Annotated in this window: 25 protein-coding genes; 11 read left to right on the top strand and 14 right to left on the bottom strand. The window is 60.9% G+C overall.

The features are described 5' to 3' along the window. Positions 1 to 89: 89 nt before the first annotated feature. Complete coding sequence (gene dtd, locus LG373_RS00535) at positions 90 to 536, top strand: D-aminoacyl-tRNA deacylase (RefSeq protein ID WP_114566570.1); 447 nt, start codon at positions 90 to 92, stop codon at positions 534 to 536. Between the two features lie 4 nt (positions 537 to 540). On the opposite strand, the gene LG373_RS00530 is transcribed toward dtd, so the two are convergent. After that, a complete protein-coding gene (locus LG373_RS00530; protein ID WP_225748681.1) occupies positions 541 to 903 on the bottom strand; it encodes an arsenate reductase family protein in 363 nt (120 codons plus the stop codon). Positions 904 to 1046: 143 nt separating this feature from the next. On the opposite strand from LG373_RS00530, the gene LG373_RS00525 reads away from it, so the two are divergent. The 5 genes from LG373_RS00525 to LG373_RS00505 all read left to right on the top strand — a co-directional run bounded on the left by LG373_RS00525 (position 1047) and on the right by LG373_RS00505 (position 5438). Then, the gene (locus tag LG373_RS00525; protein ID WP_225748680.1) at positions 1047 to 1838 is read left to right on the top strand and encodes an EFR1 family ferrodoxin; all 792 of its coding nucleotides are present in this window, start codon (positions 1047 to 1049) and stop codon (positions 1836 to 1838) included. An 835-nt stretch (positions 1839 to 2673) separates the two neighbouring features. Next, complete coding sequence (locus LG373_RS00520; RefSeq protein WP_370632832.1) at positions 2674 to 3051, top strand: GntR family transcriptional regulator; 378 nt, start codon at positions 2674 to 2676, stop codon at positions 3049 to 3051. A gap of 48 nt (positions 3052 to 3099) precedes the next feature. Next, a complete protein-coding gene (locus LG373_RS00515; protein ID WP_225748678.1) occupies positions 3100 to 3987 on the top strand; it encodes an ABC transporter ATP-binding protein in 888 nt (295 codons plus the stop codon). 5 nt (positions 3988 to 3992) lie between these two features. Continuing rightward, the gene (locus LG373_RS00510; RefSeq protein ID WP_225748982.1) at positions 3993 to 4682 is read left to right on the top strand and encodes an ABC-2 transporter permease; all 690 of its coding nucleotides are present in this window, start codon (positions 3993 to 3995) and stop codon (positions 4680 to 4682) included. A gap of 72 nt (positions 4683 to 4754) precedes the next feature. Next, the gene (locus LG373_RS00505; RefSeq protein ID WP_225748677.1) at positions 4755 to 5438 is read left to right on the top strand and encodes an ABC-2 transporter permease; all 684 of its coding nucleotides are present in this window, start codon (positions 4755 to 4757) and stop codon (positions 5436 to 5438) included. Positions 5439 to 5452: 14 nt separating this feature from the next. Here LG373_RS00505 and LG373_RS00500 read toward each other — a convergent pair whose 3' ends face one another. Further along, on the bottom strand, positions 5453 to 5860 hold the full coding sequence (locus tag LG373_RS00500; RefSeq protein ID WP_114566564.1) for an Rrf2 family transcriptional regulator: 408 nt from the start codon (positions 5858 to 5860) through the stop codon (positions 5453 to 5455). A 234-nt stretch (positions 5861 to 6094) separates the two neighbouring features. On the opposite strand from LG373_RS00500, the gene LG373_RS00495 reads away from it, so the two are divergent. The 3 genes from LG373_RS00495 (at position 6095) to LG373_RS00485 (ending at position 9475) form a co-directional block, all read left to right on the top strand. Continuing rightward, positions 6095 to 6841 carry a transglycosylase domain-containing protein gene (locus tag LG373_RS00495; RefSeq protein WP_225748676.1) on the top strand — a complete coding sequence of 249 codons (747 nt, stop codon included), beginning with the start codon at positions 6095 to 6097 and terminating at the stop codon, positions 6839 to 6841. 99 nt (positions 6842 to 6940) lie between these two features. Further along, the gene (locus tag LG373_RS00490) at positions 6941 to 7834 is read left to right on the top strand and encodes a glycoside hydrolase family 25 protein (RefSeq protein ID WP_225748675.1); all 894 of its coding nucleotides are present in this window, start codon (positions 6941 to 6943) and stop codon (positions 7832 to 7834) included. Between the two features lie 336 nt (positions 7835 to 8170). Beyond that, a complete protein-coding gene (locus LG373_RS00485; RefSeq protein WP_225748674.1) occupies positions 8171 to 9475 on the top strand; it encodes an MFS transporter in 1305 nt (434 codons plus the stop codon). A gap of 71 nt (positions 9476 to 9546) precedes the next feature. On the opposite strand, the gene uvrB is transcribed toward LG373_RS00485, so the two are convergent. From uvrB to mnmA, 3 genes are all read right to left on the bottom strand, one after another. Continuing rightward, a complete protein-coding gene (gene uvrB, locus LG373_RS00480; protein ID WP_305072020.1) occupies positions 9547 to 11697 on the bottom strand; it encodes an excinuclease ABC subunit UvrB in 2151 nt (716 codons plus the stop codon). Between the two features lie 106 nt (positions 11698 to 11803). Next, positions 11804 to 12403 (bottom strand): dephospho-CoA kinase, encoded by a 600-nt coding sequence (coaE, locus tag LG373_RS00475; protein WP_114566559.1) that lies wholly within the window; start codon positions 12401 to 12403, stop codon positions 11804 to 11806. Further along, a complete protein-coding gene (gene mnmA, locus LG373_RS00470) occupies positions 12400 to 13497 on the bottom strand; it encodes a tRNA 2-thiouridine(34) synthase MnmA (protein ID WP_114566558.1) in 1098 nt (365 codons plus the stop codon). Before mnmA ends, coaE begins: the two co-directional genes overlap by 4 nt. 95 nt (positions 13498 to 13592) lie before the next feature. On the opposite strand from mnmA, the gene LG373_RS00465 reads away from it, so the two are divergent. Next, the gene (locus tag LG373_RS00465; RefSeq protein WP_216529060.1) at positions 13593 to 15536 is read left to right on the top strand and encodes an acyltransferase family protein; all 1944 of its coding nucleotides are present in this window, start codon (positions 13593 to 13595) and stop codon (positions 15534 to 15536) included. A 207-nt stretch (positions 15537 to 15743) separates the two neighbouring features. On the opposite strand, the gene rpsA is transcribed toward LG373_RS00465, so the two are convergent. Both rpsA and LG373_RS00455 read right to left on the bottom strand, forming a co-directional pair. After that, on the bottom strand, positions 15744 to 16961 hold the full coding sequence (rpsA, locus tag LG373_RS00460) for a 30S ribosomal protein S1 (RefSeq protein WP_114566556.1): 1218 nt from the start codon (positions 16959 to 16961) through the stop codon (positions 15744 to 15746). Between the two features lie 260 nt (positions 16962 to 17221). After that, positions 17222 to 17668 carry a Fur family transcriptional regulator gene (locus LG373_RS00455; RefSeq protein ID WP_225748673.1) on the bottom strand — a complete coding sequence of 149 codons (447 nt, stop codon included), beginning with the start codon at positions 17666 to 17668 and terminating at the stop codon, positions 17222 to 17224. Between the two features lie 241 nt (positions 17669 to 17909). On the opposite strand from LG373_RS00455, the gene LG373_RS00450 reads away from it, so the two are divergent. Further along, positions 17910 to 18437, top strand: a complete 528-nt coding sequence (locus LG373_RS00450; protein ID WP_216529059.1) for a GNAT family N-acetyltransferase — start codon at positions 17910 to 17912, stop codon at positions 18435 to 18437. Between the two features lie 82 nt (positions 18438 to 18519). Here LG373_RS00450 and LG373_RS00445 read toward each other — a convergent pair whose 3' ends face one another. The 7 genes from LG373_RS00445 to accB form a co-directional block, all read right to left on the bottom strand. Next, positions 18520 to 19572, bottom strand: coding sequence for an inorganic phosphate transporter (locus LG373_RS00445; protein ID WP_114566554.1), 1053 nt, complete (start codon positions 19570 to 19572; stop codon positions 18520 to 18522). A gap of 94 nt (positions 19573 to 19666) precedes the next feature. Next, complete coding sequence (gene dxs / locus LG373_RS00440) at positions 19667 to 21547, bottom strand: 1-deoxy-D-xylulose-5-phosphate synthase (RefSeq protein WP_216529058.1); 1881 nt, start codon at positions 21545 to 21547, stop codon at positions 19667 to 19669. A 19-nt stretch (positions 21548 to 21566) separates the two neighbouring features. After that, positions 21567 to 21854 carry an exodeoxyribonuclease VII small subunit gene (locus LG373_RS00435; RefSeq protein WP_114566552.1) on the bottom strand — a complete coding sequence of 96 codons (288 nt, stop codon included), beginning with the start codon at positions 21852 to 21854 and terminating at the stop codon, positions 21567 to 21569. Next, positions 21847 to 22434, bottom strand: a complete 588-nt coding sequence (gene nusB, locus LG373_RS00430; protein WP_216529057.1) for a transcription antitermination factor NusB — start codon at positions 22432 to 22434, stop codon at positions 21847 to 21849. Before nusB ends, LG373_RS00435 begins: the two co-directional genes overlap by 8 nt. Before the next feature lie 24 nt (positions 22435 to 22458). Continuing rightward, on the bottom strand, positions 22459 to 22806 hold the full coding sequence (locus tag LG373_RS00425) for an Asp23/Gls24 family envelope stress response protein (protein WP_225748672.1): 348 nt from the start codon (positions 22804 to 22806) through the stop codon (positions 22459 to 22461). Further along, positions 22803 to 24155, bottom strand: a complete 1353-nt coding sequence (gene accC, locus LG373_RS00420) for an acetyl-CoA carboxylase biotin carboxylase subunit (protein ID WP_114566549.1) — start codon at positions 24153 to 24155, stop codon at positions 22803 to 22805. The genes LG373_RS00425 and accC overlap by 4 nt, the downstream gene beginning before the upstream one ends. Then, the gene (accB, locus tag LG373_RS00415; protein WP_114566548.1) at positions 24155 to 26041 is read right to left on the bottom strand and encodes an acetyl-CoA carboxylase biotin carboxyl carrier protein; all 1887 of its coding nucleotides are present in this window, start codon (positions 26039 to 26041) and stop codon (positions 24155 to 24157) included. Before accB ends, accC begins: the two co-directional genes overlap by 1 nt. Positions 26042 to 26300: the final 259 nt, after the last annotated feature.

The following is a 26300-nucleotide window of genomic DNA, read 5'->3' as shown; positions in this document are numbered from 1 at the left end:
ATAAACATCCCGCGTGCATCCTTGCCCCCGAAGCCCTTCTTGCCGTAGGATTCTTGCAGCAAGCAAATCTCGCAAGCGAAGGAGCCTCCATGAGGGCAGTCGTTCAACGCGTAAGCCGTGCGCAGGTGGAAATCGACGGCAGCACGGTAGGATTCATCGGAAAAGGCCTGGTCATTCTTTTGGGCGTGGGCCATGAAGACACCGAAGACCAAGCGGAGCGCCTCTGGAGCAAGATAAGCCGCCTGCGCATATTCGAGGACGAAAACGGCAAGACGAACCTGTCGCTTGCCGACGTGCACGGCGACGTGCTGGTGGTTTCGCAGTTCACGCTGTTCGCGAACTGCAAGAAGGGAAACCGCCCTTCCTTTACGCAAGCGGGCGCACCCGACGAGGCGAACCGATTGTACGAATGGTTCGTCGAACGGGCGCGCCGCGACGTGCCGCGCGTGGAAACGGGGCGCTTCGGAGCCTACATGGACGTAAGCCTGACGAACGACGGCCCCTTCACCCTTTGGCTCGATACCGACGCGCTCTAAACCGCTACAGAAGAGCCTGCTCCCACTCGGCTTCCTTGAAGCCCACCAGCACGAAGTCCTCGCCCACCACAAGCGGGCGCTTCACCAGCATGCCGTTCTCGGCAAGCAAGGCGTAGGCGTCCGCATCGCTCAGCCCTGCATCGAGCAGCGCCTTGATATCGCGCTCGCGGTACACCATGCCGCTCGTGTTGAAGAAGCGGCGCAAAGGCAGCCCGCTTCTCTCATGCCAAGCGGCAAGCTCTGCAGCCGTCGGGTTGTCCTCCACGATATGCCGATCCTCGTACGTAACTCCCTGCTGGTCGAGCCACGCCTTGGCCTTTTTGCACGTTGTGCATTTCGGGTACTCCAAAAACAGCACGCTTGCCATACGCTCCTCCTATCACCGGAAACGCTCCGTCAAAGACTTGTTGCGCTCATGATACCAAAGGCCGCAAGCGCAGGCTCCCTCCCCTTGCTATACTGGGGATATGTGCCAACTACAGGGCAGGGGCAAACCGAAAGGCGGCTACTATGATCTTCTATTTCACTGGAACCGGCAACTCTCTTGCAGCCGCGAAGATCGTAGCCAAAACAACCGACGACCTGCTGGTCGACATGGGCAAAGCCTACAAGTACAAGGACTTCGACTTCACCTTGGAGCAGGGAGAAGCGCTCGGCTTCGTCTTTCCCACGTACGCCTGGACCACGCCTCCTCTCGTGGACGAATTCATACGCCGCGCGAACTTCCGCACCGGCAACAAAGAGGTGTTCGCCCCTTGCTACTGCTACGCCGTTGTCAGCTGCGGCGCGTTCGTCGGAAACACCGCGCGCATCTTTGCGGATCGACTGCGACGCTGGCAGGGAATCAATCTGGACGCCTCGTTCAGCGTGAAATCGGTCGGAAACTGCACGTACCTGTACGCGCCCGCTCAGGGAGAGAAACGCGAGCGGCTTTTAGCCCATGCGGAAGTCGAGGCCCATCGCACGGCCCTGCGCATCAAAGCGCGCGAATGCGTGCACGCCGAGCGACGCAACCCCTTGGGCATCCTGCTTTCCCAGGTCACCGAACAAGACGAGAAGCCGCGCTCGACCAAGGATTTCCACACGCTTCCCACCTGCATCAGCTGCGGCCGCTGCGCCGATATATGCCCGACGAACACCATCACGCTCATCGACGGCACGCCGCGCTGGGCTGAGCTGGGCTGCACGCAATGCCTTGCCTGCCTGCACCGATGCCCCGTGAACGCCATCCAGTACGGCAGCAAGACCGAAGCGCGCGGGCGCTACGTGAACCCCGTGCTCGGACCGGCGAAGCGCGCCTAGTCCTCCCCTGAAAACTTCGAACCCTCCGCCAGGCCAAGCCGGGCGCTTGCAAAAGGGTTGCTGCCCCATGGACCGCCCGGGTTGCACGAGCCGCGAACGGGGCTGTCGTCGCGCAGGCTACCTGGAGCACGCAAACCGAAAACGGGGTCGCAGCCACACTGGCTGCACGACAGCACGAGCCGAAAACGGGACCGTCACCGCCCAAGCCGCGTCTGAGCGGCAAAACCACCTAGCTGCGCACGAAAATCCAGCTTCGCTGGCAGGTTCTGACGGTTTGAGGTCCTTTGACGCCCGCTGCAAGTCAGCCGTTTTCAAACCGGATTCGCCACGCGCTTCTGACCAGGTACGATGCAAAGCGTCCTTCAGCCGAAAGGGTGACGAAAGCAAATCGACGACCTCAAACCGTCAAAACCTACCAACGGTGGCCGTTTTTCGCGCGCACGCTTCCATTCGCCAATCCTGAGCACCGTCGAACCCTGTCCCTTGCTTGGAGCATCACCGTCACGGGCACGCGGAGCAAGCTGAACGGCGGCAGCCCAAGCCAGGAAGCAAGATGTCCAACTGAAAAAGATGCTCGCTCGCATCTTGACGCGATCTCGTCAACTGATTATAGTGTGCATATCGGGTATATACACACTGTACAGTTCGCTATGCACACCATCGAACATGCAGAGGCGAAGCCCGACGGAGCCAGCAAGGAACGTGCTTGCGACCTCCCGGCGCGCGACAGGACGCTGCAGCGCGCCACCCGGATGCTCCGGGGACGCCCGAGCATCCGCGCACCACTTCGCTGCAGGCAATCCCGCGGCGAATACGAACTGGAACAGGAGCGATGTTGGACATTATCATCTCGAACGCAAGCGACAAGCCCATCTACGAGCAGATCACCAGTCAGCTGAAAAATCTCATCCTGACAGGCGAGCTCGCAGAGGGTCAGCAGCTTCCCTCGATCCGCGCGCTGGCGAACGACCTGCACATCAGCGTCATCACCACGAAGCGCGCCTATGCCGACCTCGAAGCGCAAGGATTCGTCGAAACGGTGCAGGGCAAGGGCAGCTTCGTAGCCGGCGGCAACATGGAACTGCTGCGCGAGGAGCGTCTTCGCCATATAGAAGACCTGCTGACGAAGGCCGCGAACGAGGCACGGAGCTCTGGCGTGAGCCTTGCAGAGCTGCACGACATGCTCGACCTGGTAGCAAACGACAACATCTAGACGCATCCGAAACGAACGAGCACCGCACACGACCGAAAGTGACGACTGATGAACGACCTTCTGAACATACGAGGCCTCTCGAAGCACTACGACGGTTTCGACCTGCAGGACGTGAGCCTGCGCGTGCCTTCGGGCAGCGTAGTGGGATTCATCGGCAGCAATGGAGCCGGAAAAACCACCACCATTAAATCCATCCTTGGCTTGACCAGGCCCGACAGCGGCCAGATTGCCCTGTTCGGCGAAGAAACCGTAGGGGCTCCCCCCAAACGCCTCGCAGAGCTGAAGCAGCGCGTCGGCGTGGTCTTCGACACCTGCTCCTTCCCCGAGGAGCTGACGGTCGAAGCCGTGGGCAAGCTCATGTCCGTAAGCTACCGCGCATGGGATGCCGCAGGCTTTCGCGAGCGCATCAAGCAGTTCGAGCTTCCTCCGAGCAAGACGGTGAAGGACCTCTCGCGCGGCATGAGCATGAAGCTGTCTTTGGCATGCGCGCTCTCCCACGACGCCGATCTGCTCATCTTGGACGAAGCAACCGCCGGCCTGGATCCGATGGCGCGCGACGAAACGCTCGACACCTTGCGCGATTTCATGACCGACGAGAACCACGGCATCCTGATGTCCAGCCATATCACCAGCGATCTGGAGAAGATTGCCGATTACATCGTGTGCATCGACGAGGGGCGCATCGTGTTCTCCATCGAGAAGGACGCCATCGTCCATCAGGCGGGCATCGCTCAGTGCCGCGCGTCCGAGTTCGCCGCCCTGGCGGACAGCGGGCTGTACGCACCGGGGAGCCTGCACTACGCCCGCAACGCGTACGGCACCTCGGTGCTGGTGCCCGATCGGTTCGCCTTCGCCGAGAATTTCCGCGACGTCGTGGTGGAACGCGCCGACATCGATTCGTACATGAGCCTCATGCTGAAGGGAGAAGTACTGTGAACGCCATGCTCCTGTCCGATCTTCTGATCGCGAAGAAATACTTGATGCCGCAGGTGGGGCTCGGTATCGTCGTGGGTATATTCATGTGCATCATGATGGAGAACATCTACGTGATCGCGCCCGCCATCGCGGCAATGACCCCGTTTTCCGTAGCGTTCACCATACTGGCTTTCGACGAACGCGGGGGCTGGGAGCAGTTTAGGCTGGCGCTGCCGCTATCCCGCAAACACGTCATCACCGGGCGCTACGCAAGCTTCGCGGTGATCGCCATAGTCGGATTCATGACGGGCATCGTTGCCACGGGCCTGGTCATCATTGCAGCAACACTGTTCTCGAACGTGCCGCAGCTAGCCGCGCTCATGGTGAACTTCTCGTGGCAGGCTATCGTCTTGGCAAGCATCACGGGCGTTGCGGTCATCGTGGTCATGCTATCCGTCGTGCTGCCGATGGTCGCGCGTTTCGGCATGACGAAAGCGGTTCGATTCGCGCCCCTGATCATTTTCTTCGGCGTGTTCTTCCTGTTCACGGCAGGCGGCAACGGCGAGGTTCCCCAATTCCTCGCCAACCTTGCAAGCTGGGTGCAAACGCCCGAGGGAACGCTGGGAATGGCCGGTATCGTGGTGGCCGCCGCCGCAGCCCTCTACGCGGCATCGTGCGCACTGTCCATCAAGTTGTACGAACGACGCGAATTGTAAAGCGGGAACCGTACCGGGGCTGCCGTTCGAGCAGCCCCCTTCGGAAAGGAGCCGCGCTTATGAAGCGCAGCGATGCTATCCGATCTCATCGTCATGAAAGATAGGCTGGTTCGCATGACCGCGTGCTGGATGCTGATCACCTTCGCCACTTCGGTCATCGTGGGAAACATTCCCCTGATTGTCATATACGTTGCAATCGCCAACCCAATCATGACATGCAGCGCCCTTTTCCTCACGGAGAGCGCATCAGGATGGGAAGGACCGCGCCTCGCCCTTCCGCTATCGCGCAAAAACGTCGTAGACGGCCGCTACGCCGCCCTTGCAGCAGTCATGGCGGCAAGCGTCGTCACCGGCGCGCTCGCGTATGCAGCGGGATGTTTAGCCACCAGCATATTTCCCGGGCTTTCCCTGCTAAGGGAGGCCGCATCGTTCGATTTCGCCTCCCTCGCGCCCTGCTGCGCAAGCGCTGTTGCGTTCGCCGCCTTCGCTCTGGGCGTGATGATGCCACTCAACCTGCGCTTCGGTTACGAGGGAGCGCTGAAGTACGCACCCGCGATCTTCGTACTGGCGCTCGCATTGATTCCACAGGCTTTGGGTCCGTCCGGCCTGAACCTGCTCGCTGCCGGCGCGCCCGCCCTTGAGGCATCTTCAAGCCAAATCCTGCTGCTTTCGGCAAGCCTTGTTGCCCTAGGAGCCACGTGGTACGTCGGATCGGCTTCGGTTGCGGTACAGCTCTACGAGCGGCGCAGCTTCTAGCGGATCCGCCGACTTTACGGGCGCTTCGCCAAAGTCGACAGCTTCACGCTGTCGGCGTACGACTCGATCGCGCGATCCAGCCCGATCCAAAATTCCCGCGCCGAGCAACCGCTGCTCCGCTCGCAATGCTCCGAGTCTTCAACGCAGGCAACGGGAGCCGAGCTTCCCTCGGTGGCCCGCAAGATGTCTCCAACGGTAATCTCATCCGCCGGACGCGCAAGCAGGTAGCCGCCGCTCACGCCTCGCACGCTTTTGAGCACGTCGGCCTTCACCAAAGCGCCACCTAGCTGCTCAAGATACTTGACGGACAAACCCTCGCGCTCCGCCGCCTGCCTCATGGTTACGAGCGACCCGACTTCTCCCTGTTTCGCTATATCGATCATAAGACGCAGAGCGTAGCGTCCCTTCGTCGAAACCATCATGTTCGCTCCACCGTCCTTTACTCGAGTCCCCCCGACGTACCACTGCCAAGGACTAGCTGGCACGCCGCCTCCGTAAATACATGCAATGAGGTAAGTATAGCCTATGCCCCTGAATTTAAGGCAGACCTCCCCTTTCAGGAATGTAAGGGAGGGGCAAGCGGTCGGTAAGAAAGCCTTAAGAGTTGGCTGGTATAAAGAATGGAGTCCCGATCACCGCATCGAAAGGAGCCGGGCATGACCGCTGGAACGCTCTTCAAACGATCGCTCGCTCTCGCGCTTATCCTAGGAGTACTTGCAACCGCATTCTTCGCGGCACGAGGATTCAACCTGTACCGAACCGCACTCGAGTCTCAAAGCCTCGACGATATGGCGACGGCTATCGAGAGCGAGCAGGGATTCACTTCCCTCGATAAACTTCCCGATCTGTACCTGCAGGCCGTTGTTGCAGTGGAGGATCATCGCTTTTACGCGCATCCCGGCTTCGACGTTATAGCCACCGGGCGAGCGCTGGTCAACAACATCAAGGCGCGATCCGTAGTGGAAGGCGGCAGCACCATCACGCAGCAGCTGGCTAAAAACCAGTACTTCACGCAGGAGCAAACGCTCGAGCGCAAGCTGGCCGAAACGCTCATGGCCTTCACCATGGAAAGCCATTTTTCCAAACGGAAGATCTTGGAACTGTACGTAAACTCGATTTACTTCGGCAACGGGTACGAGGGAATCGGGAACGCAAGCATGGGATACTTCGGAAAACAGCCCAGTCAGCTAACCGAAGACGAGTGCGCCATGCTGGCAGGCATACCGAACGCTCCCTCCGTCTACTCCCCCGCCAAAAACCCCGACCTTGCGCGCCAGCGCCAACAGGAAGTGCTGCGCAAGCTGGTCAGATACGACTACCTGGACCAAGCGCGCGCCCAACACCTGTCCGCGCGGCCCACGCTGTCAGCCGTAACGCCGAAAGCAATGACGATCCCCGCATAGCCAGGCCCGCGCCCGCGGCAACAACAGCAAGTTCTGTAGTCGTCGCGCGATCGTCGCTGCGCGCGCAATGCTCGCAACAGCCTCTGGTAGGATACCCGCATGAAACCTCGAACCAACAAGCGCCGCAGCCACGGCAAGCCTCGTCACGCCGCAACGTACGCGCCTGCGCCCCGCAGCTCTTCTCGGCATGCAAGGAAAAGCCCCCTGGTCGGCGTCCTGCTCGTCATGCTTGCAGGGCTTCTGTTCGTAGGGATGCTTGTGGGCCTGGGACAATGCACGGCTCCAGAAAGCGCCCCGAAAAACGCAGAGTACGTAAGCCCCTACGATTGGAGCAGCCTTGAACGTACCGGCGACCGCCTGGCGTATCGTCCGGGAGGATCGTTGAAATCCCAGGTTGGCGTCGATGTCTCCGATCATCAAGGCTTCATAGATTGGAATGCGGTAGCCGCAGACGGCATCGATTTCGCTTTCGTGCGCATAGGAAACCGCGGGTACACCCAAGGGGGCTTGTCCGCCGATGCCCGCTTCGACGAGAACGTGCGCGGCGCGCAAGCCGCAGGGCTCCAAACGGGAGCATACTTCTTCTCGCAAGCAGTGAACGCTGCCGAAGCCGTCGAAGAAGCGGAGTTCGTGCTGGCCCAACTCAACGGGCGCGCCCTTGAACTTCCCGTTGCCTTCGACCATGAGCCCGTGGCGGATCCCAACGGACGCGCCAACAACCTGGACAAAGGCACGCTCACTGCCGCGGCGATCGCGTTTTGCGAGCGCCTTGAAGCCGCTGGGTACAAGACCATGATCTACGGAAACAACGGGGATATGGCGCGCTACGACCGAGCTGCGCTGGGAAACCGGCCCATCTGGTTTGCGGAATACGACGCCGCCGTGCCGCGGGCGCGTTTCGACTTCGCCCTGTGGCAGTACACCAACGGCGGCACCGTCGCAGGAATCAGCACGTCGGTCGACCTCAACCTGCGCATGACCGAAGCGCTGTAGCTTCAAACGCGCCAGCGCGGCGTGAGCGAAAAGCACAGGGAAGCCGTAAAGGCAGGTCGCTCGGCACCTTTCGCCCGCAAACGCCCTTGTTGGCCAATCACGTCACGTATGTTACACTGGTCGCCGCGATTCTGATCAAATTTCTAGGAGCTCTGTTTTGATGGCGGGACAAATCTACTAGCAAATCGCCTTGCGATTCCTGCATCGTTCTCATGATGCGTGCAAGCGCAACTTGTCGTTGCGCTCGTTTCGTCCCGATTCCATGCAAAATTGGTAGCGCAACCGCATGCGCAACCGCATCATCAATTCAGCACACCACTATCAAGGAGCATCCTTATGACCGAATCAACCGCGCTCATGAGCGCAGGCGGGCAACCGCTTCCTAAACGATGGCTTGCCATCATCGCCACCATCTGGGCCGGGCAGGCCGCCTCGATGATCACCAGCTACGCCGCAGGATACGCGGTGATCTGGTACATCACCGAAACCACCGGCAGCGCCATCATGCTGTCCGCCGCAGCCATCTGCGCCTACCTGCCGCAAGGGCTTCTTTCGCCTTTCGGCGGCGTGATAGCAGACAAGTACAACCGGAAAACCGTCATGATCGCAGCCGATCTGGGCATCGGCATCATATCGCTTGGCCTGGGCTTCGTCATTTTGTTCGGCCAGGTTTCGTTCGGCCTGCTCATGGTGCTGGTCATCGCGCGCAGCGTCGGGCAGGCGTTCCACGGGCCGGCCATGATGGCGGCCATGCCGCTGCTCGTGCCGGAGAAGCACCTGCTGCGCATCAACACGCTTGACCAGCTGCTCATTTCCGTAGCGTCCATCGGCGCGCCTGCGTTCGGCATCTTCCTGTACACCACGTTCGGATTCCACTCGGTCATGTTCCTGGACTTCCTGGGAGCGCTTTTGGCCGTTGCCGGCCTGGCCCTGGTGAAGATACCCACGGTTGTCGACGAGTCCGCAAAGGACCAGCACGTGCTCGCGAACATGCGCGACGGATGGAAAGCCCTGTCGGCCAATCGCGGCCTGGTCATCCTGATTGCCGGCGTCACGATCGGCATGGTCACCTTCGCCCCGCTCGGTGCGATCTTCCCGCTTATGACGTTCGACCATTTCGGCGGAGACGGCTACGCGGCGTCCATCGTGGAAGCATCGTTCGGCGTGGGCATGATCATAGGGTCGGCCATCCTCATGATCTGGGGCGGCGGCAAGCGGCTTGCCCTTTTGATCGGGATCGCGGCCTTCATCGTGGGCGCGACCACCATGGCATGCGGATTCCTTGCACCCACCATGTTCTGGGCGTTCGTCGTGCTGTGCGCCGCAATGGCGGTCGCGTGCGCCTGGTTCAACGGCCCGCTCATCACGCTCATCCAGCGCAACACCCCTGAAGAGAAAACCGGTCGCGTGCTGGGTCTGGCCATGGCGGCCATGGGCCTGGCCTCTCCTGTGGGAATCGCGTTCGGCGGCGTGCTGGCCGAATCCATCGGAGTTGCACCGTTCTTCGTGGTGGACGGCCTGATCTGCCTGGTTCTGGGCCTGGCGATCTACCTGCCCAAAAGCGTGCGAGCGCTCGACAGCGACAAGCCGACCATCGTGCGCGACAGCGGTGCGGCGCAGAACGCAGAAGCCGCCGAATAGCACATGCCGCGACCGTGGGCGAAGGCGATCCCTCGCCCACGGTCGACACCCCGCATCGAACGTGCGGCTCGCTAGGACCTTCGGCTTGAACCGTACGCTGCGTTCTTGCGATTGCCGAAAGCGCTTCCCTTGCGCGCGCTCTTCTTGAGATCCTTGAGCACGTCCTCTTCGCTCGATCCCTCAACCTGCGCGCGCAGCTTCACCACCTGATCGCGCAAGCGAGCGGCTTCCTCGAAGTCCATGCTCTTGGACGCCGCCGCCATGTCGTCTTCCATAGACGATATGATGCGCAGGACCTCCTCGCGCGACAGCTCGGCCAGCTCCTTGTTGACCTGCTCCGCCGTGGTGTTGCCCATCTCGTCGGTCACGTAGCTCATGATGTCGTTGATGGCCTTGCGAATGGTCTGCGGCTCGATGCCGTGATCCTCGTTGTACTGCATCTGGATAGCGCGACGGCGCTTCGTCTCGTCGATGGCGCGCGCCATGGAGTCGGTGATCTTGTCGGCGTACATGATCACCTGGCCCGACACGTTGCGGGCGGCGCGCCCGATGGTCTGGATCAGGGAGCGATGGTTGCGCAGGAATCCCTCTTTGTCGGCATCCAGGATGGCGACAAGCGACACTTCCGGCAGGTCCAAGCCCTCGCGCAGCAAGTTGATGCCCACCAGCACGTCGAATTCGCCGCGGCGCAGGTCGCGCAGGATCTCCACGCGCTCAAGCGTAGCGATGTCCGAGTGCATGTACCGCGTGTTCACGCCCTGGTCGAGCAAGTGATCGGTCAGATCTTCCGCCATCTTCTTCGTAAGCGTGGTAATGAGCACGCGCTCGTCGCGGGCAGCGCGTTCCTTCGCCTCGTCGATGATGTCGTCGATCTGCGAAGCTGATCCGCGCACGATGATCTCCGGATCGAGCAGCCCCGTCGGTCGAATGATCTGCTCGACCTGCTGCTGCGTGACCTTCTCTTCGTAGTCGCCCGGCGTAGCCGATACGTACACGAACTGGGGAACGCGGTCCTCGAACTCGTCGAATCGCAAAGGACGGTTGTCCAAGCAGCTAGGCAGACGGAACCCATGCTCGGTCAAGGTGATCTTGCGCGAGCGGTCGCCTTCGTGCATGCCGCGAATCTGAGGCACGGTCACATGGCTCTCGTCGATAATGCAGAGGAAGTCTTTCGGGAAGTAATCGATCAGGGTGTACGGCGGCTCGCCCGGCTGGCGGCCGTCCATGTGGCGGGAATAGTTCTCGATGCCCGAGCAGAACCCCATGGTTTCGAGCATCTCCAAATCGTACGCCACGCGCATCTCCAAGCGTTGAGCCTCCAGCAGCTTGCCTTCCTCCTTGAACTGTTGCAAGCGCTCGCGCAGCTCGTCGCGGATCGTGCCCAGCGCGCGGTCCATCTTGGGGCGCGCGGTCACGTAATGCGACGCCGGCCAGATGGGCAGCGCTTCGAATTCGTTGACGACCTCGCCCGTCACGTTGTCGATCTCGGCGATGGCCTCTATCTCGTCGCCCCAGAACTCGATGCGGATGGGATTGTCCGCGTACGGCGGAAACACGTCGAGGGCGTCGCCGCGCACGCGGAACGTACCGCGCTTCAAATCGTAATCGTTGCGATCGTACTGGATGTCGATAAGCTCGTGGATCACCTGGTCGCGATCCATTTCCTTCTGCTTGCCCACGAATACGGCCATCCCCGCGTAATCCATCGGGCTGCCAATGCCGTAGATGCACGACACCGAGGCGACCACGATGCAGTCGCGCCGCGACAGCAGCGCGGACGTTGCCGCATGCCGCAGCTTCTCCACCTCTTCGTTGATAGAGGCGTCTTTCTCGATGAACGTGTCCGACGAAGGAACGTACGCTTCCGGCTGGTAGTAATCGTAGTAGCTGACGAAGTACACCACGGAGTTGTTGGGGAAGAACTCTTTGAGCTCGCTTGCCAATTGGGCGGCCAGCGTCTTGTTCGGCGCCATGACCAGCGTGGGCTTCTGCACGGCCTCGATGGTCTTGGCCATGGTGAACGTCTTGCCCGATCCGGTCACGCCGAGAAGCGTTTGGTAACGAAGGCCGTCGTTCACGCCTTTGGCCAACTTCTCGATCGCTTGGGGTTGGTCGCCCGACGGCTCGAAGGGAGACACCACTTCGAACGGGGTGGTGGACAATCTCACTTCCGGCAGTTTGCCTTCCATTTCGATGCCCTCGATATTCGTAAGATGCGCCATCTATGATCCCTTCGAACAAGCAGGCGAGGTGGAAGGCCGGCGAGTCATCAACCCCTCTGTCTCACCGTCTTTCCACCTCACCCTCGGTCCCGCTTTAGTTAAAGGCTTACAGCTCCTGGGAATATTCCCCCCACCACGCAAGCACCTTGTTGCGCATCTCGTCGGGAGTGCCGTCGTTGTTGAACACCACGTCGGCAGCTTCGATGCGGTCGGCATCGGTGATCTGCTGAGCTATGCGACGGCGAACGTCGGCCTCGTCCCAACCGCTTTTCACCGCCCGCTCGATGCGCATATCAATGGGAGCCAGAACGGCCATGACCACGTCGGCGTCGTACGCCAGAGAGGTTTGGCGATTCTTGAACACGGAATACTCCACGACCACCGCCTTGTGGCCCTCTTGTTCCAGCTCGGCAATACGGTCGGTGAACGCTTCCTCGATACGCGGCAGCGTGATGCGGTTAAGCTTGCGCGTCTCGGCAGGATTCACGAAAGCCTTCGCCGCCAAAGCACGGCGATCGATCTCGCCGTCTTCTCCCAAGATGTCAGCGCCGAACGTGTCGGTCAGCTCGGCCTTCACCGTATCCCACAGAAGCACGTCGTGGCCAACCTTGTCGAGGTCGACGTTCGGCAGCCCCTGTTCTACAAGAGCTTTGCGAGCGGTTGACTTTCCGGCTCCCATTCCACCGATGATGAACAGCTTTTTCATGCTTGCTCTACCTCCTCGATCATGCCGCCTCCCAGCACGGTATCACCCTCATAGAGAACAGCGTACTGCCCCGGCGCCGTCGTTGGCTGCGGGCTTCGCAGCGCAATGCGCGCACGCGCGCCATCTTCGAATTCTATGATACACGGTACCGCTCGGCTTCGGTAGCGCAGTTTGACCATCGCGCTACGCGGTTCGCCGAACGTTTCGAGCGCCTGCCAGTTCGCATCGCGAATGCGGACCGCGCGAATAAGCGTCTCCGCCGCGAACCCCACGACCAGCTGGCCGGATGCGGCGCGCTTTTCCACCACGTAGTACGGCTCTTCAGCGGCCAGGCCAATTCCCTTTCGCTGTCCAACCGTATAGTTCGACAGCCCTTCGTGCTGCCCCAGCACCGTGCCCGTTCGGTCGACGATGTCGCCGGGGGCGTCCTTCACCCCGCGCTGGCGAAGAAAGTCCCGGTAATCGCCCTCCACGAAGCAGTTGTCTTGGCTTTCCGGCTTTTCTGCAACATGAAGCCCCAGATCGGAAGCGATAAGGCGAACGTCGATCTTCGTCATGGCGCCCAGAGGAAGAACCAGGCGGGAAAGCTGCTCTTGGGAAAGCATCGACAGCATGTAACTTTGGTCTTTGCGCGCGTCAAGCGCGGTCTTCACCACGAAGCGGTCGTTGCTCGTCAAACGCGCGATGCGCGCGTAATGGCCCGTGGCCACGCTGTCGCAGCCGTGGCTGTCGGCAGCCTCCAGCAACGCGGGAATCTTGCAGCGCGCATTGCAGCACACGCAAGGGCTGGGGGTGAGCCCGCGCGCGTACGCGTCGACGAACGGCTCCACCACGCAACGCTCGAACGTCGCCACGCTATCGTGAACAACATGGGGAATGCCCAGCAAAGCGCACACCGCAGCCGCATCGGCCTCAGCCTGTGCGCTGGCTTCGTCATCATGGAACCGACACGTTACGCCCAGCACCTGGCATCCCGCCCTCAGCAGCAACGCCGCCGATACAGCGCTGTCCACGCCGCCGCTCATGCCGAGCGCCACCTTCGCACCTGCCTGCATGCAACCGCCTCTCAACCAACGATACGCGTAGTTAACCATATTTTGAAACCTTGCAGCCCGGCCATTATAGAGCAAGCGCGCTGCTATACTAAGTCGTTACGCTGCATCCTAAGAAAGACCAGGAGGGTGCCGGAATGCCGGCTGAAAAATCTACCACGAAATCGCGCTACATCCCTGCTCTCGACGGCCTGCGCGCCTTCGCCGTACTTGCGGTTATCGCCTATCACATGGGCATGTTCTGGGCACCGGGCGGCCTTCTGGGCGTCACCGTGTTCTTCGTGCTGTCAGGTTATCTTATCACGAGCCTGCTGCTTATCGAATGGGACAGCACCCGTCGCATCAACCTGCCGCAATTCTGGCTTCGACGCATCCGGCGGCTCATGCCGGCCATCGTGTTCGTTATCATCTGCTCCGCGGTGCTTTTCACCGTGTTCGACCACAGCTTGCTCACCAAGCTGCGCGACGATATGTGGGCAGCGCTTCTCTGGGTCACGAACTGGTGGTACATCTTCCATGACGTATCGTATTTCGACGCGCTGGGCGCACCGTCGCCCCTCACCCACTTCTGGTCGCTCGCCATCGAAGAGCAGTTCTATCTCATTTGGCCTGTCCTGCTGTTCGCCGCGCACAAAGCCGGCCTCAAGCGCACCACCATGCGCAACGCCACGCTGGTGCTCGCGCTGCTCTCCGCTGCCGAGATGGCTCTCCTCTACAATCCTGCGGCAGACCCCAGCCGCGTGTACTACGGCACCGACACGCGCGCGTTCTCGCTGCTCATTGGAGCCTGGCTGGCGTTCGTTTGGCCTTCGCACCTCCTCGGGGCCAAAGGAGAGATCCATCTGACCAAGCAGGTGCGCAAGGCTCTTGACGGCGTGGGCATCGTCGCGTTCGTCGGACTGCTGGCGATGGCCGTGTTCGTAGACGGGTTCTCGCCGTTCTGGTATTACGGCGGAACGCTGCTGGCCTCCGTGCTCACCGCCATCCTCATAGCCGTCATGGTGCATCCCGCCAGCCTGCTGGGACGAGCCGCGAGCGCGAAACCGCTTGTATGGGTGGGTTTGCGATCGTACGGCATCTACCTGTGGCACTACCCGCTTTTGCTGCTCATGAACCCCCGCAACTTCACCGGCGAAACCCCCTGGTGGATGTACCTGATTCAACTTGCAGTCATCTTCGCTTGCGCTGCGTTCTCGTACCGATTCGTAGAGAATCCCATTCGCCGTGGAGCCATAGGATCCTTTATCAAGGACGTTCGTTCGAAAGAACTCGACGCTCCCTCCTGGCTGCGCACGCACGCCATACCGACCGTTGCCGCCGTAGGCGTAACGGTCGTTGCCGTAGGCGGCCTGGTACTCGTACCCCCTACGTCGGCACTCGAAGGCGCTAATCTGCTCAAAGACGAAAGCGCGCAAACCTCCGGCATTCCGGAAACGCTCCCTGAGGGAGAAGATGCTCCTGCCGAACAGCCGAAACTCGACATCATGATGATCGGCGATTCGGTTTCCGTGCGCACTATCCCCTACTTCAAGGAGCAGTTCCCTTACGGGGCCATCGATGCAGCCGTGAATCGGCAGCTTCCCATTGGCGCCGAGGTGTACAAGGGCTACGAACAACAAGGCATTATCGGAGGCGTGGTGGTGTTCGCGCTGGGCACCAACGGCCGGGCAACCGACGAGCAGATCGACAGCCTTGTCGACTCCATAGGCCCCGATAAGCAGGTGTTCCTGGTGAACACGCGCAGCCCGCAATCATGGGTGGCCGACACCAACGACGCACTCGCCCGAGCTGCCGAGCGCCACGCCAACGTGCACGTGATCGATTGGTACTCCGCAAGCGCCAACCAAGACAGCTACTTCGACGGCGACGGAACGCACCTGACCGAAGAGGGTGCTCAAGCCTACGTCGATCTTATCTACCAGGCCGTTGCGCCGCTGCTGCCCAAGCATGAAGAAGGTGCCGAAGCAGCGAAGGTGGAAACGCCGCTTGAGGCGTCCGCCACGAAGGCGAACGCCTCCGCGTCGGACGCCGTGCGATCGTTGGCGCACACGATGGTGCAGGGCATGGCGAAGCAGAAGTAGCACGCATCGGGAGGTCGGGGCGCCCCGACCTCCCGAAGAACGGTGCGCTGGCTTGCGCGCTCCTTTCCCCAAGCATCGTCGGGAAATCCTGCATGGTTCGCACCGACTGATTCCCGCTTGCGTCGCCCCATGGTCGCCCATAGTCGCCCCATAAAGAAAGGGTCCCATCGCTGGGACCCTTTCGCATACACTCGGTGCTGAGAAGTTTTATTCAGCAGCCTCGGGAGCAGCAGCTTCCTCGGCAGGAGCATCCTTCTTCTCGGCCTTCTTCTTAGCCGGCTTCTCCTCGACGACGATGGACTCGTCCACCTCGATCTCGAAGCCCAGGTCAGCCGCAGCGGCCTTCATGGACAGGGAGATGCGACGACGCTCGGGGTTGATCTCCATGACCTTGACCTTGACCTCGTCGCCGGCCTTGACAACCTGCGCCGGGGTGTCGATGTGACGCTGAGCCATCTCGGAGATGTGCACCAGGCCCTCGATGGACTGGCCAAGCTCGATGAACGCGCCGAACGGCACGATCTTCGTCACCTTGCCGTCGACGATGGAGCCAACCGGATAGCTCTCGACGAGCTTGATCCAGGGATCCTCCGTCGTCTGCTTGAGGCCGAGCGAGATGCGCTCGCGCTGCAGATCGACATCCAGAACCTCGACCTCGACCTCGTCGCCAACCTTGACGACTTCGGACGGATGGTTGACGTGGTTCCAGGAAAGCTCGGAGATGTGCACCAGGCCGTCGATGCCGCCCAGGTCGACGAATGCGCCGAAGTCGACGATCGAGGAAACGGTGCCCTTGAGGCGCATGCCCTTGCTGAGCTTCGCGAGGATCTCGGCGCGCTCGTTCTTGCGGCCTTCCTCGAGCAGCACGCGGCGGGACAGCACGACGTTGTTGCGGTTGCGATCCATCTCGATGACGCGGGCTTCGATCTCGGTGCCCAGGTACATGTCCAGATCCTTGACGCGACGAAGGTCGACCAGCGACGCCGGCAGGAAGCCGCGCAGGCCGATGTCCAGGATGAGACCGCCCTTGACCACTTCGATAACCTCGCCCGTGACCACTTCGCCGGCCTTGAACTTCTCTTCGACACGGATCCAAGCACGCTCGTACTCGGCACGCTTCTTGGAGAGGATCAGACGACCGTCCTTGTCCTCCTTCTGGAGAACCAGAGCCTCGATCTTCTCGCCCAGCTCCACGATGTCGGACGGATCGGCGTCCTTGCGGATGGAGAGCTCGCGGGACGGGATAACGCCCTCGCTCTTGAAGCCGATGTCAACGAGCACTTCGTCGTGCTCGATCTTGACGACCGTGCCGTCGACCAGGTCGCCCTCGTCGAACTCGGTCAGCGTGCCGTCGATCATCTCGTTCATGAGTTCGTCGGAGATGTCTTCGAAGTCGATGACGGACGTGTTCTTGATGTCGGTCAAAACGGACCCCTTTCAATTCTTCTAATCGGGGACCCTTCGTCATGATTGATTGCTACGTGCACCATGTCCGCTCTGCACGAAAACGCGTGTGCCGAGCTGTGTAACAAAACATGTCTCGGGGGCCTACATTGCTATGCGCTTACAGGACTGCCCTATAAGCTGAATTAGTATAGCATAGGCTTATGAACGCACTACGTTCTTTTTAGCGTCTTACGCGATATTTACGAGCAAAACACGCTTCTTGCCCGCAAGCGGCACGCTCAGTTCGCGTGCGCCGCCCGACACGTTGCGCATACGCCGTCGAAGATGATCTCGTGGCCCTCGATAGCAAAGCCATGAGCGTCTTGCACCTGGGCGGCCAAGTCGTCAAGATGCGGCATCTCGATGTCGAATACGCCGCCGCACACGCGACACTTCGCATGGTAATGGGGCTTGTTGCGGAAATCATAGCGATCAGCGCCGTTGGGAACCTCCACCCGCAACACTTCGCCGCGATTCGCCAGTACGCCCAAGTTGCGATACACCGTGGCGCGCGAGATATTGGGGTGCTTTTCGCGGACGACCTCGTACACGTCGGCCGACGTGGGATGATTGCACAGCGACTGCACCGCTTCTAAAACAAGCGCTCGCTGAATGGTGTTGCGCGTAGTCGCGCGTTCCTGCTTTTCGACAGTCGAAGAAGACATGATGCGTACCTGCCGTTTCATGGTAACTATACGTTTGATTAAATAGGATTATATATCGTTAGCATCAAAACGCAAGCGTGCTGCTAGGATGTCGCCCGTCCTTCGACGAACATCCATATCTTCATCGGCTCAACCGCCGCAGCAAGGACGCCGCCGTCGACGAATTCGAAGAGGTCTTTCAACAAAGGAGAAGCATCAGCGTTACAATGCAAACCAGCCTACATGAACACCGCGAGCATACCGTCGCGCAGAAAGGAACGCCATGGGAGCAACGAACGTCGCATTCGCACCGGTAACGTCAGACGAAGATCGCGCCCAGCTAGCAACCCTGGCAGATGAGATCTGGCACGAGTACTGGCCCGCCATCATCGGCCCCGAGCAGACGGATTACATGGTGGAGCAGTTCCAAAGCCTCAGCGCCATCGAGCGGGACATGCGCGAGCATGCCTATGAATACTGGTTCCTGCATGCAGAAGACGACGGACGCATCGTGGGGTACACGGGAGGCCGCGTGGAAGCGGAAACGAACCGCTACTTCATATCAAAAATCTACCTGCTTGCCAAGGAGCGCGGTTGCGGATTCGCGTCGCGCACCATCGCGTTCTATGATCAGCTGGCGCGCGAACGCGGGTTGAGCGCGTTGTACCTGACGGTCAACAAGCATAACGACCTGGGCGTCCGAGCTTATCTGGGCAAAGGGTTCAAAACGATCGACGCCGTGGAAACCGATATCGGCAACGGGTTCGTCATGGACGATTACATCATGGAACGCGCGGTTCTCCCCGCCTGACGTCGCTGCGAGCGCGAAACAAGGCAAGGGAGCGCAGACGGCGCCCTGCCAACCCGCTTCCTTGCCTTGTCTTACCTGCCGTTTAGAAGACCATCAGGAACAGATGCGTAAAGCCGAAGGCAAGCAGGCCGCAGCCGGGGAACGTGAGCACCCAGGTGAGCACCATCTTGCCGGCAAGGCCCCACTTCACCGTGCGCAGGCTTTTCTCGGCGCCAACGCCCATGATGGCCGTAGTCTTGGTGTGCGTGGTGGATACGGGCAAGCCGGTGAACGTAGCCAGCCCAATGCAGAAGCATGCGGACAGGCAAGCCGAGAATCCCTGGTACTGCTCCATCTTCACCATGTTCATGCCAACCGATTTGATGATCTTCTTGCCCCCTACGGCCGTTCCGAGAGCCATGGTCATGGAAACAAGAAGAATCAGCCACATGGGGAATTCCACATCGGAGTACGCCACGCCGTCCATCGCCAGCATGATGCCGAGCATGCACAGCGACAAGAACTTCTGCCCATCTTGTGCGCCGTGCAAAACGGCCACGCCCGCGCCAGAAACAATCTGGGCCCACTTGAAGAACGAATTCGCCTTGGTGCGTTCGGCGCCCCTGCAGGCCACTTTTATCAAGCGCGTGAACAGCCAGCCGGTTCCAAAACCCAAAACGGTGGATATGACCAGGCCGTACACCACCTTCATCCACTCGTCGCCGTTAACGCCGGCCAAGCCTCCCTGCAGCGCGATGGCCGCGCCAGTAATGCCGGCGATGAGCGAATGGCTCTGCGACGTAGGTATGCCGAAGTACCACGCGGCCACGCCCCAGACGATAATGGCCACCATAGCGGCCGCAAGCGCAACGAGCGCCGCATGGTTGTTGCCTCCAAAATCGACCATTTTGAAAATGGTCATGGCAACCGCAGAGGAAATCATCGTGATGGCGGCCAAGCCGATGAAGTTGCATACGGCGGCCATCGCGATAGCCGGAGTCGGCTTCATCGCCTTCGTTCCCACGACCGTGGCGATGGCGTTCGGCGCGTCGGTCGCGCCGTTGACCACCGTGGCGCCCAACGTCAGAAGCACGATGAGCGCAAGGACGGGATCGCTGCAAAACGCGGCGATGAACGCCCCAAAATCGTAGTTCATGAAAAGCCCTTTCACCTGAAAACGCCATGCAGAAACGCCACAAAAACGATATCAGGACTTTGCAAAGAAAAGATCAAATGCAGGTAAAGTTTCCCTACCCCTGCAAACGCTTCTCGATAGAGTCCGCGATACCTTCCGGATCCAAGCCCAAATCGTGCAGAAGCGCGTTGGATCCGCCTTGCTGGATATAGCGATCGGGGATTCCCAGGTTAAGGGTGGGGGCGATGCGGCCCATGCGCGCCATCTCGCCCAACACGCCTTCGCCGACGCCGCCCGCAAGCACGCCGCCCTCAACCGTGACCACCAGCTTCGTGTCTGCAGCGCGCGCGATTTCGTCGACATCGAGCGGCTTGGCCCAGCGCATGTCCACCACGCGCGCGTCGATGCCCCGGTCCGCCAGCAAATCGGCGGCCCCGAGCGCGCGCGAAACCATGCGCCCGAACGCAAGGATGGCCACGTCGCGGCCTTCGCGAATAACGCGGGCCTTGCCCTCTTCAAGCACCAGAGGCTCTTCGGGAAGCTCGACGCCCTCGGCTGCGCCGCGCGGATAGCGAATGGCGAAGGGACCGCCCAGTGCCAGTGCCGTATGAAGCGCATGAACCAACTCGGCCTCGTCCGAAGGCGCAAGCACCCTCATGTTGGGGACCATGCGGGTGTACACCAGATCGAACATGCCGTGGTGCGTGGGGCCATCCTCCCCCACCACGCCGGCGCGGTCGATGGCGAACACCACATCGAGGTTCGGCAGAGCGTTGTTGATGATCATCTGATCGATTGCGCGCTGCAAAAAAGTCGAGTACACGGCAATAACGGGCTTCTGGCCGCCAAGCGCCAAACCGCTGGCCAGACCCACCGCATGCTCTTCTGCTATGCCGGCGTCCACGAAACGATCGGGGAACTCCTGAGCGAACCCGTCCAGACCCGTCCCCCCCTGCATGGCGGCCGTGATGGCGACGATGCGATCGTCGCGGCGAGCTTCCTTCACAAGCGCCTTGCCGAACACGCTCGTATACGACGGAGCGGAAGCGGGCTTCTTCTTCACTTCGCCCGTGGCAATGTCGAACGGCGCGATGCCGTGGAACTTCTCGGGGTTGCGAACCGCGGGCTCGTAGCCCGCGCCCTTGCGCGTGACCACGTGGATGAGCGCCGGACCGTCGGTGGCGAGCACCGCGGCCAGCGTTTCCTTGAGCAGCCCGATGTCGTGCCCGTCGATGGGAGCGGTGCACAAGATGCCCAGCTGCTCGAACATCATCGAACGAGGGATGATGAACTGCTTCATGGACTCTTTCACGTTGCGGCCGAACTTAGCCAAGGCGTTGCTGAACGGGCCGCCGCTTTCCAGCACCTCCTGCACGCTGTCGCGCGTTTGACGATACTGCGTGGACGCACGCATGTACCCCAGGTGTTTCATGAGCGCGCCCACGTTGCGAGAAATGGACATCTCGTTGTCGTTCAAGATGATGACCAGGGGCGTTTGCGCTTGCCCAATGTTGTTGAGCGCCTCGAAGGCCATGCCGCCGGCAAGCGCCGCATCGCCGATGACCGCCACGATCTTCTCGGTTCCGCCCGCCAGATCGCGCGCCTCGGCCAAGCCCAACGCTACGGAAAGCGAGTCGGAAGCATGACCGGACGGATGCACGTCGTACGGGCTTTCACCCGGCTTCGGGAAGCCGGACAGGCCCCCGTACGTACGCAGGGTGCCGAACTCCTCAAGCCGACCCGTCACCAATTTGTGCGCATACGCCTGATGCCCCACGTCGAAAACCAGCTTGTCATGAGGGCAGTCCAACATGCTGTGCGCCGCCAAAATGATCTCCACCGCGCCCAACGACGAAGCCACGTGACCGCCGGTATCCGACGTCACCGTGATGATCTCCTCGCGGATCTCCTGCGCAAGAATAGAAAGCTCCTCGTTATTCAGGAGCTTCAAATCTGCAGGAGACGATACTATGTCCAGAATACGCTTCTCGTTCATGCAGCGTGCCTTTCAAGCATCAAGCCGTAGCAGGATCGCTCGGACTTGCGTCAGAGGGATCGGCGACAGGTTCGGCGGGAGCGGCTGCTCCCGCCGTTTCGGCTGCATCGCCTTCGGCCTGGTCGGCCGCGCGCTGCGCCTCTATATTCTCTTCAAGCAAGTCGCTTGCGCGCAAGCCCAAGCCCACTGCTTCTTCGTACAGGGCCAGAGCTTCGTCAAGCGGCAGCGACTCGTCGCTCACCGCATCGACGATCTGATCGAGGCGAGACTTCACGTCCTCGAACGTCTGGTAGCCTTCGTTAGGCATTCGAAGCCTCCGAAGCAACGCACGGTGCAGCCACCTCTTCAACAGGCGCTTCGAAAACGGGAGCCGGCACGGCTTCCGCATCAGCGGGCACCGTTGCGGAAGCCTTCGAGGACGGCTCCTCCTCCGCAGGCTCGCCTGCGGAACCGCCCGCCGCGTCCTCCACGCCGTCAAGACGCTTTGCAATGCGGCCGAGCACACCGTTGACGAAACGCGGAGATTCGTCTTCGCCGCCGAAGTCTTTAGCCAGCTCAACGGCCTCGTTAATGCTGACCGAAGTCGGCACGTCTTCCACGTACATCATCTCGTACGTCGCAAGACGCAGAATGGAGCGGTCGACGATGGGCATGCGGTTGAGCGACCAGTTCTCGGACGTTGCCACCAGATGGTCGTCGATTGCACAGCGATGCGCTTCCACCCCCCTGATAAGGGACAGCGCGTAATCGGGCAAGAACCCGTCGTCGGTCAAGCGCGCGTCACCTTCGGCGATAGCCGCCGGCGACTCGTCGGTAATTTCGCTTGTGTAGAGCACCTGCAGCGCAACGCGGCGTGCGTGCGTGCGTTCATGTCGTTTGGCAGCCATAAATGTACCTGAAACCTCCGCTGCTTAGCGAGCGAACTGGATGCCGTCGATGTACACGTCAACGGAAGCCACGCTTGCTCCCACCTGGCTGGACACCGCATCAGCGATGGCCTTGCGCAAGTTGACGGCAAGATCGGGCAGCACGTAGCCGTAGTACACGTCGACACGCACGGAAACCTGCAGTTTGTCGTCTTCGTCGATCGCGACCTCGATGCCTTGCGTCGAGGGCTTGCCCGCGAACACCGAGCGAAGGCTGCTCGTTGCCGAAGGACCGACCGAGGCAACGCCGTCAACCTCGTTGGCGGCTATGGACACGATGGTCTCGACGACGCCCGGCGCAAGCGCCATGCCATCAAGATTCAATTCCGTCATAGCACATCTCCCATCTGGGTTTCGATAAAATCGGTTGTCGCATCGCCCGCGCAGAATACAGCGTTCTCCAAAACGCGGCGATGGAACGGTATGGTGGTTTGAATGCCCTCGATGACGAACTCGTCAAGGGCGCGACGACCGCGCGCCAAAGCCTCCTCGCGGTCCTGCCCATGCACGATAAGCTTGGCAACAAGCGAATCGTAGTACGGGGAGATGCGAGAGCCCGTGCGAACGTAGCTTTCCACGCGAACGCCGGGGCCCGAAGGAGCCTCGAACTTCGTCACGTTGCCCGGGCACGGACGGAAGCCGTGCTCCGGATCCTCCGCGTTGATGCGGAACTCGATCGCATGGCCTTGCGGCGTGAACGGCGCACGGGAAGCGCAGCTCATAGGCTCGCCCGACGCAATGCGCAACTGCTCTTTGATGATGTCGGTACCGGTGATCTCCTCCGTGACGGGATGCTCCACCTGCACGCGCGTGTTCATCTCCATGAAGTAGAAGCGACCGTCGGTGTCGAGCAAAAACTCGATGGTGCCCGCGTTGCGGTAGTCCACGGCGCGCACGGCCTTGATGGCCGCAACGCCCATGGCGCGACGCAGATCTTCGGTCAGCGCCGGAGAGGGCGCTTCCTCGATGAGCTTCTGGTGACGGCGCTGCACGGAGCAGTCTCGCTCGCACAGCGCAATGTGGTTGCCGAAGTCGTCGGCCAGCACCTGCACCTCGACGTGGCGCGGACGCAGCACCAGCTTCTCCAGGTACACGCCGTCGTTGCCGAACGCAGCGCCCGCTTCGGTACGAGCGGCCTGGTACTGGGCTTCCAGTTCGGCGGGGTCGTGCACCTCGCGCATGCCCTTGCCGCCGCCGCCGGCCGTTGCCTTGATGAGCACGGGGTAGCCCACGGAGTCGGCGAAAGCCTTGGCTTCGGTCGCCGTATCGATGCAGCCATCCGAGCCGGGAACGGTGGGCACGCCGCACGACTTCATGGTCTCGCGCGCGGAGCTCTTGTCGCCCATGCGCTCGATGCAATCGGCCGCAGGGCCGATGAACACCAGGTCGTTGTCGACGCAGGCGCGAGCAAAATCGGCGTTTTCGGCCAAGAATCCGTAACCGGGGTGGATAGCCTCGGCTCCGGTGTTTTTTGCAGCAGCGATGATGCTGGGCATCACCAGGTAGCTCTTGTTCGCTTGAGCAGGGCCGATGCATACGGCTTCGTCAGCGTATTGCACGGGATAGGTGTCGGCGTCCTCGGTCGAGTAGACCGCAACCGTCTTCACCCCCAGCTCCTTGCAAGCGCGCATGACGCGCAGCGCCACCTCGCCGCGGTTTGCTATGAGGATCTTCTTGAACATTACACGGTCTCCGGAATCTTGGACTGCTCGCTGACGGGCTCGACGTAGAACAGCACCGTGCCGAACTCGACCGGCGAGGCGTCTTCAAGGCAGATCTCGCGAACGGTGCCCATTTCCTCGGCCGTGATCTCGTTCATCAGCTTCATGGCTTCGACGATGCACAGCGTCTGGTTGGCAGTCACCTCGTCGCCCACCTGGACGAAAGGCGGCTCGCCCGGCGCGGGAGACGTGTAGAACGTACCTACCATGGGAGCCGTAACGGCGTACCAGTCGGCCGGACGGCTGTTCTCGGCAGGAGCCTCGGCCGGAGCGGCTGCGGGCGCAGCCGGAGCGGCGGCAACCTGCGGGACAGCCTGAGGCTGCACGGCCACGGCGGACATGGCGCTTGGCATGCGCACGGCAATGCGGGCGCCCTCTTCCTCCACGATGATCTCGCCGACGCCGCTTTCCTCGGCAACGCGAACCAGCTCGCGAATCTGATTGATATCCACGTAATCGTCCTCCTTGGTCTGGCTCGACTCCTGCTCCATGAGGAAATCGACTTTCTCGGATGTGCGGTGCTTGCTCAGGAACGTGCGCGCCTCGTTCGGGAACAGGGCGTACATGAGCACGTCCTCCTCCGTCTTCGCAAGATCGCCGATTTCCGCGGCAACCTCGTCGAACGTGGTCGTCACAAGGGAACCGGGCGCCACGTCGGGCGGAAGCATCGCCGAGTTGCCGACAACCTTCGCCACGATATCCTTGTCCATGCGGCCCGGCGCCTTGCCGTAGTAGCCGCAGATGTAATCCTTCATTTCCTTGGAAACCACGCCCCAGCGCTTGCCGGTCAGCACGTTGAACACCGCCTGCGTGCCCACGATTTGCGACATCGGGGTAACCAGCGGCGGATAGCCCACTTCGGCGCGCACCTTGGGGATCTCGCGCATGACTTCCGGCAAGCGGTCGCTGGCGTTTTGCACCTCGAGCTGCGAAAGCAGGTTCGACATCATGCCGCCCGGAACCTGGTGCGAGTACACCTGCATGTGAATGAGCGAGGAAACGCCGCGCTTGTAGTGGCCGCGCTTGCGCACCTCTTCCCAGTATTCGGCGATCTCGAACAGCAGGTCAAGATCAAGACCCGTATCGTAGCGGCTTTCCTGCAGCGCGGCTGCGATCATCTCTACCGCCGGATGGCTGTTGCCGAACGCAAGCGGCGCATGCGCGGTATCCGCAATAGCGGCTCCGGCTTCGGCGGCCTTGAGGATGTTGGCAGGCGCCATGCCGCCGACATAGTGGCAGTGGATATGCACCGGCAGGCCGATTTCAGCGTTGAACGCCTTGACCATGCGCTCGGTGCGGTACGGCGTGAGCATGCCGGCCATGTCCTTGATGCAGATGGAGTCCGCACCCAGGTCCTTGAGCTGCTGACCGTAGTCGAGGAAGCTGTCGAGAGTGTGAACCGGCGACATCGTGTACGAGATGGCGCCTTCGAAATGCGCGCCGCACTCCTTGATGGCTTCGGCGTTGTCTATCACGTTGCGAATATCGTTCAACGCGTCGAACACGCGAAACACGTGGATGCCGTTGCGGTTGGCAGCCTTAATGAAGCGATTGACGATTTCGCGCGAGTAATGCTTGTAGCCCACCAGGTTCTGGCCGCGAGAAAGCATCGCGAGCGGCGTGTTGGGCGTATTGGCCTTGATGGAGCGCAGGCGGTCCCACGGGTTCTCGTCGAGGAAGCGCAGGCACGTATCGAACGTCGCGCCGCCCCACGACTCGATAGCCCAGTATCCGACACGGTCCATTTTAGGCAGGATCGGCAGCATGTCGCCAATCTGCATACGCGTGGCCCATAGGCTTTGCTGGCCGTCACGGATGGTGGTATCCATGATTTGAAGCCTTGGCATGAACTCACACCCCCTTCGGTTTGCAGTTAGTCAAAGATCGAATTAAGCATTATAGAAGAAGGTTACACCCTACGGGCTCCCAGGGGAAAAATTCACCGGTAAGCAACAGAATACGAAGGCGGGAGGAGGCGCGCGCGGGTTCGAAGGGCGAAACGAGCGCGTCGATCGAGCCTTTTTGGCGATGCCGTTGTTTCGAAGGGAAATAGCAAAATGTAATCAACCGATTACAGCACTATGTAATTGCGTGATTACGCTGTGC

It is taken from the genome of Paraeggerthella sp. Marseille-Q4926 (genome assembly GCF_916618935.1).
GTDB classification, from domain to species: Bacteria; Actinomycetota; Coriobacteriia; order Coriobacteriales; family Eggerthellaceae; genus Paraeggerthella; species Paraeggerthella hominis.
Note: the sequence above shows the minus strand (reverse complement) of the source record. Positions and strands in the feature narration are given on the sequence as shown.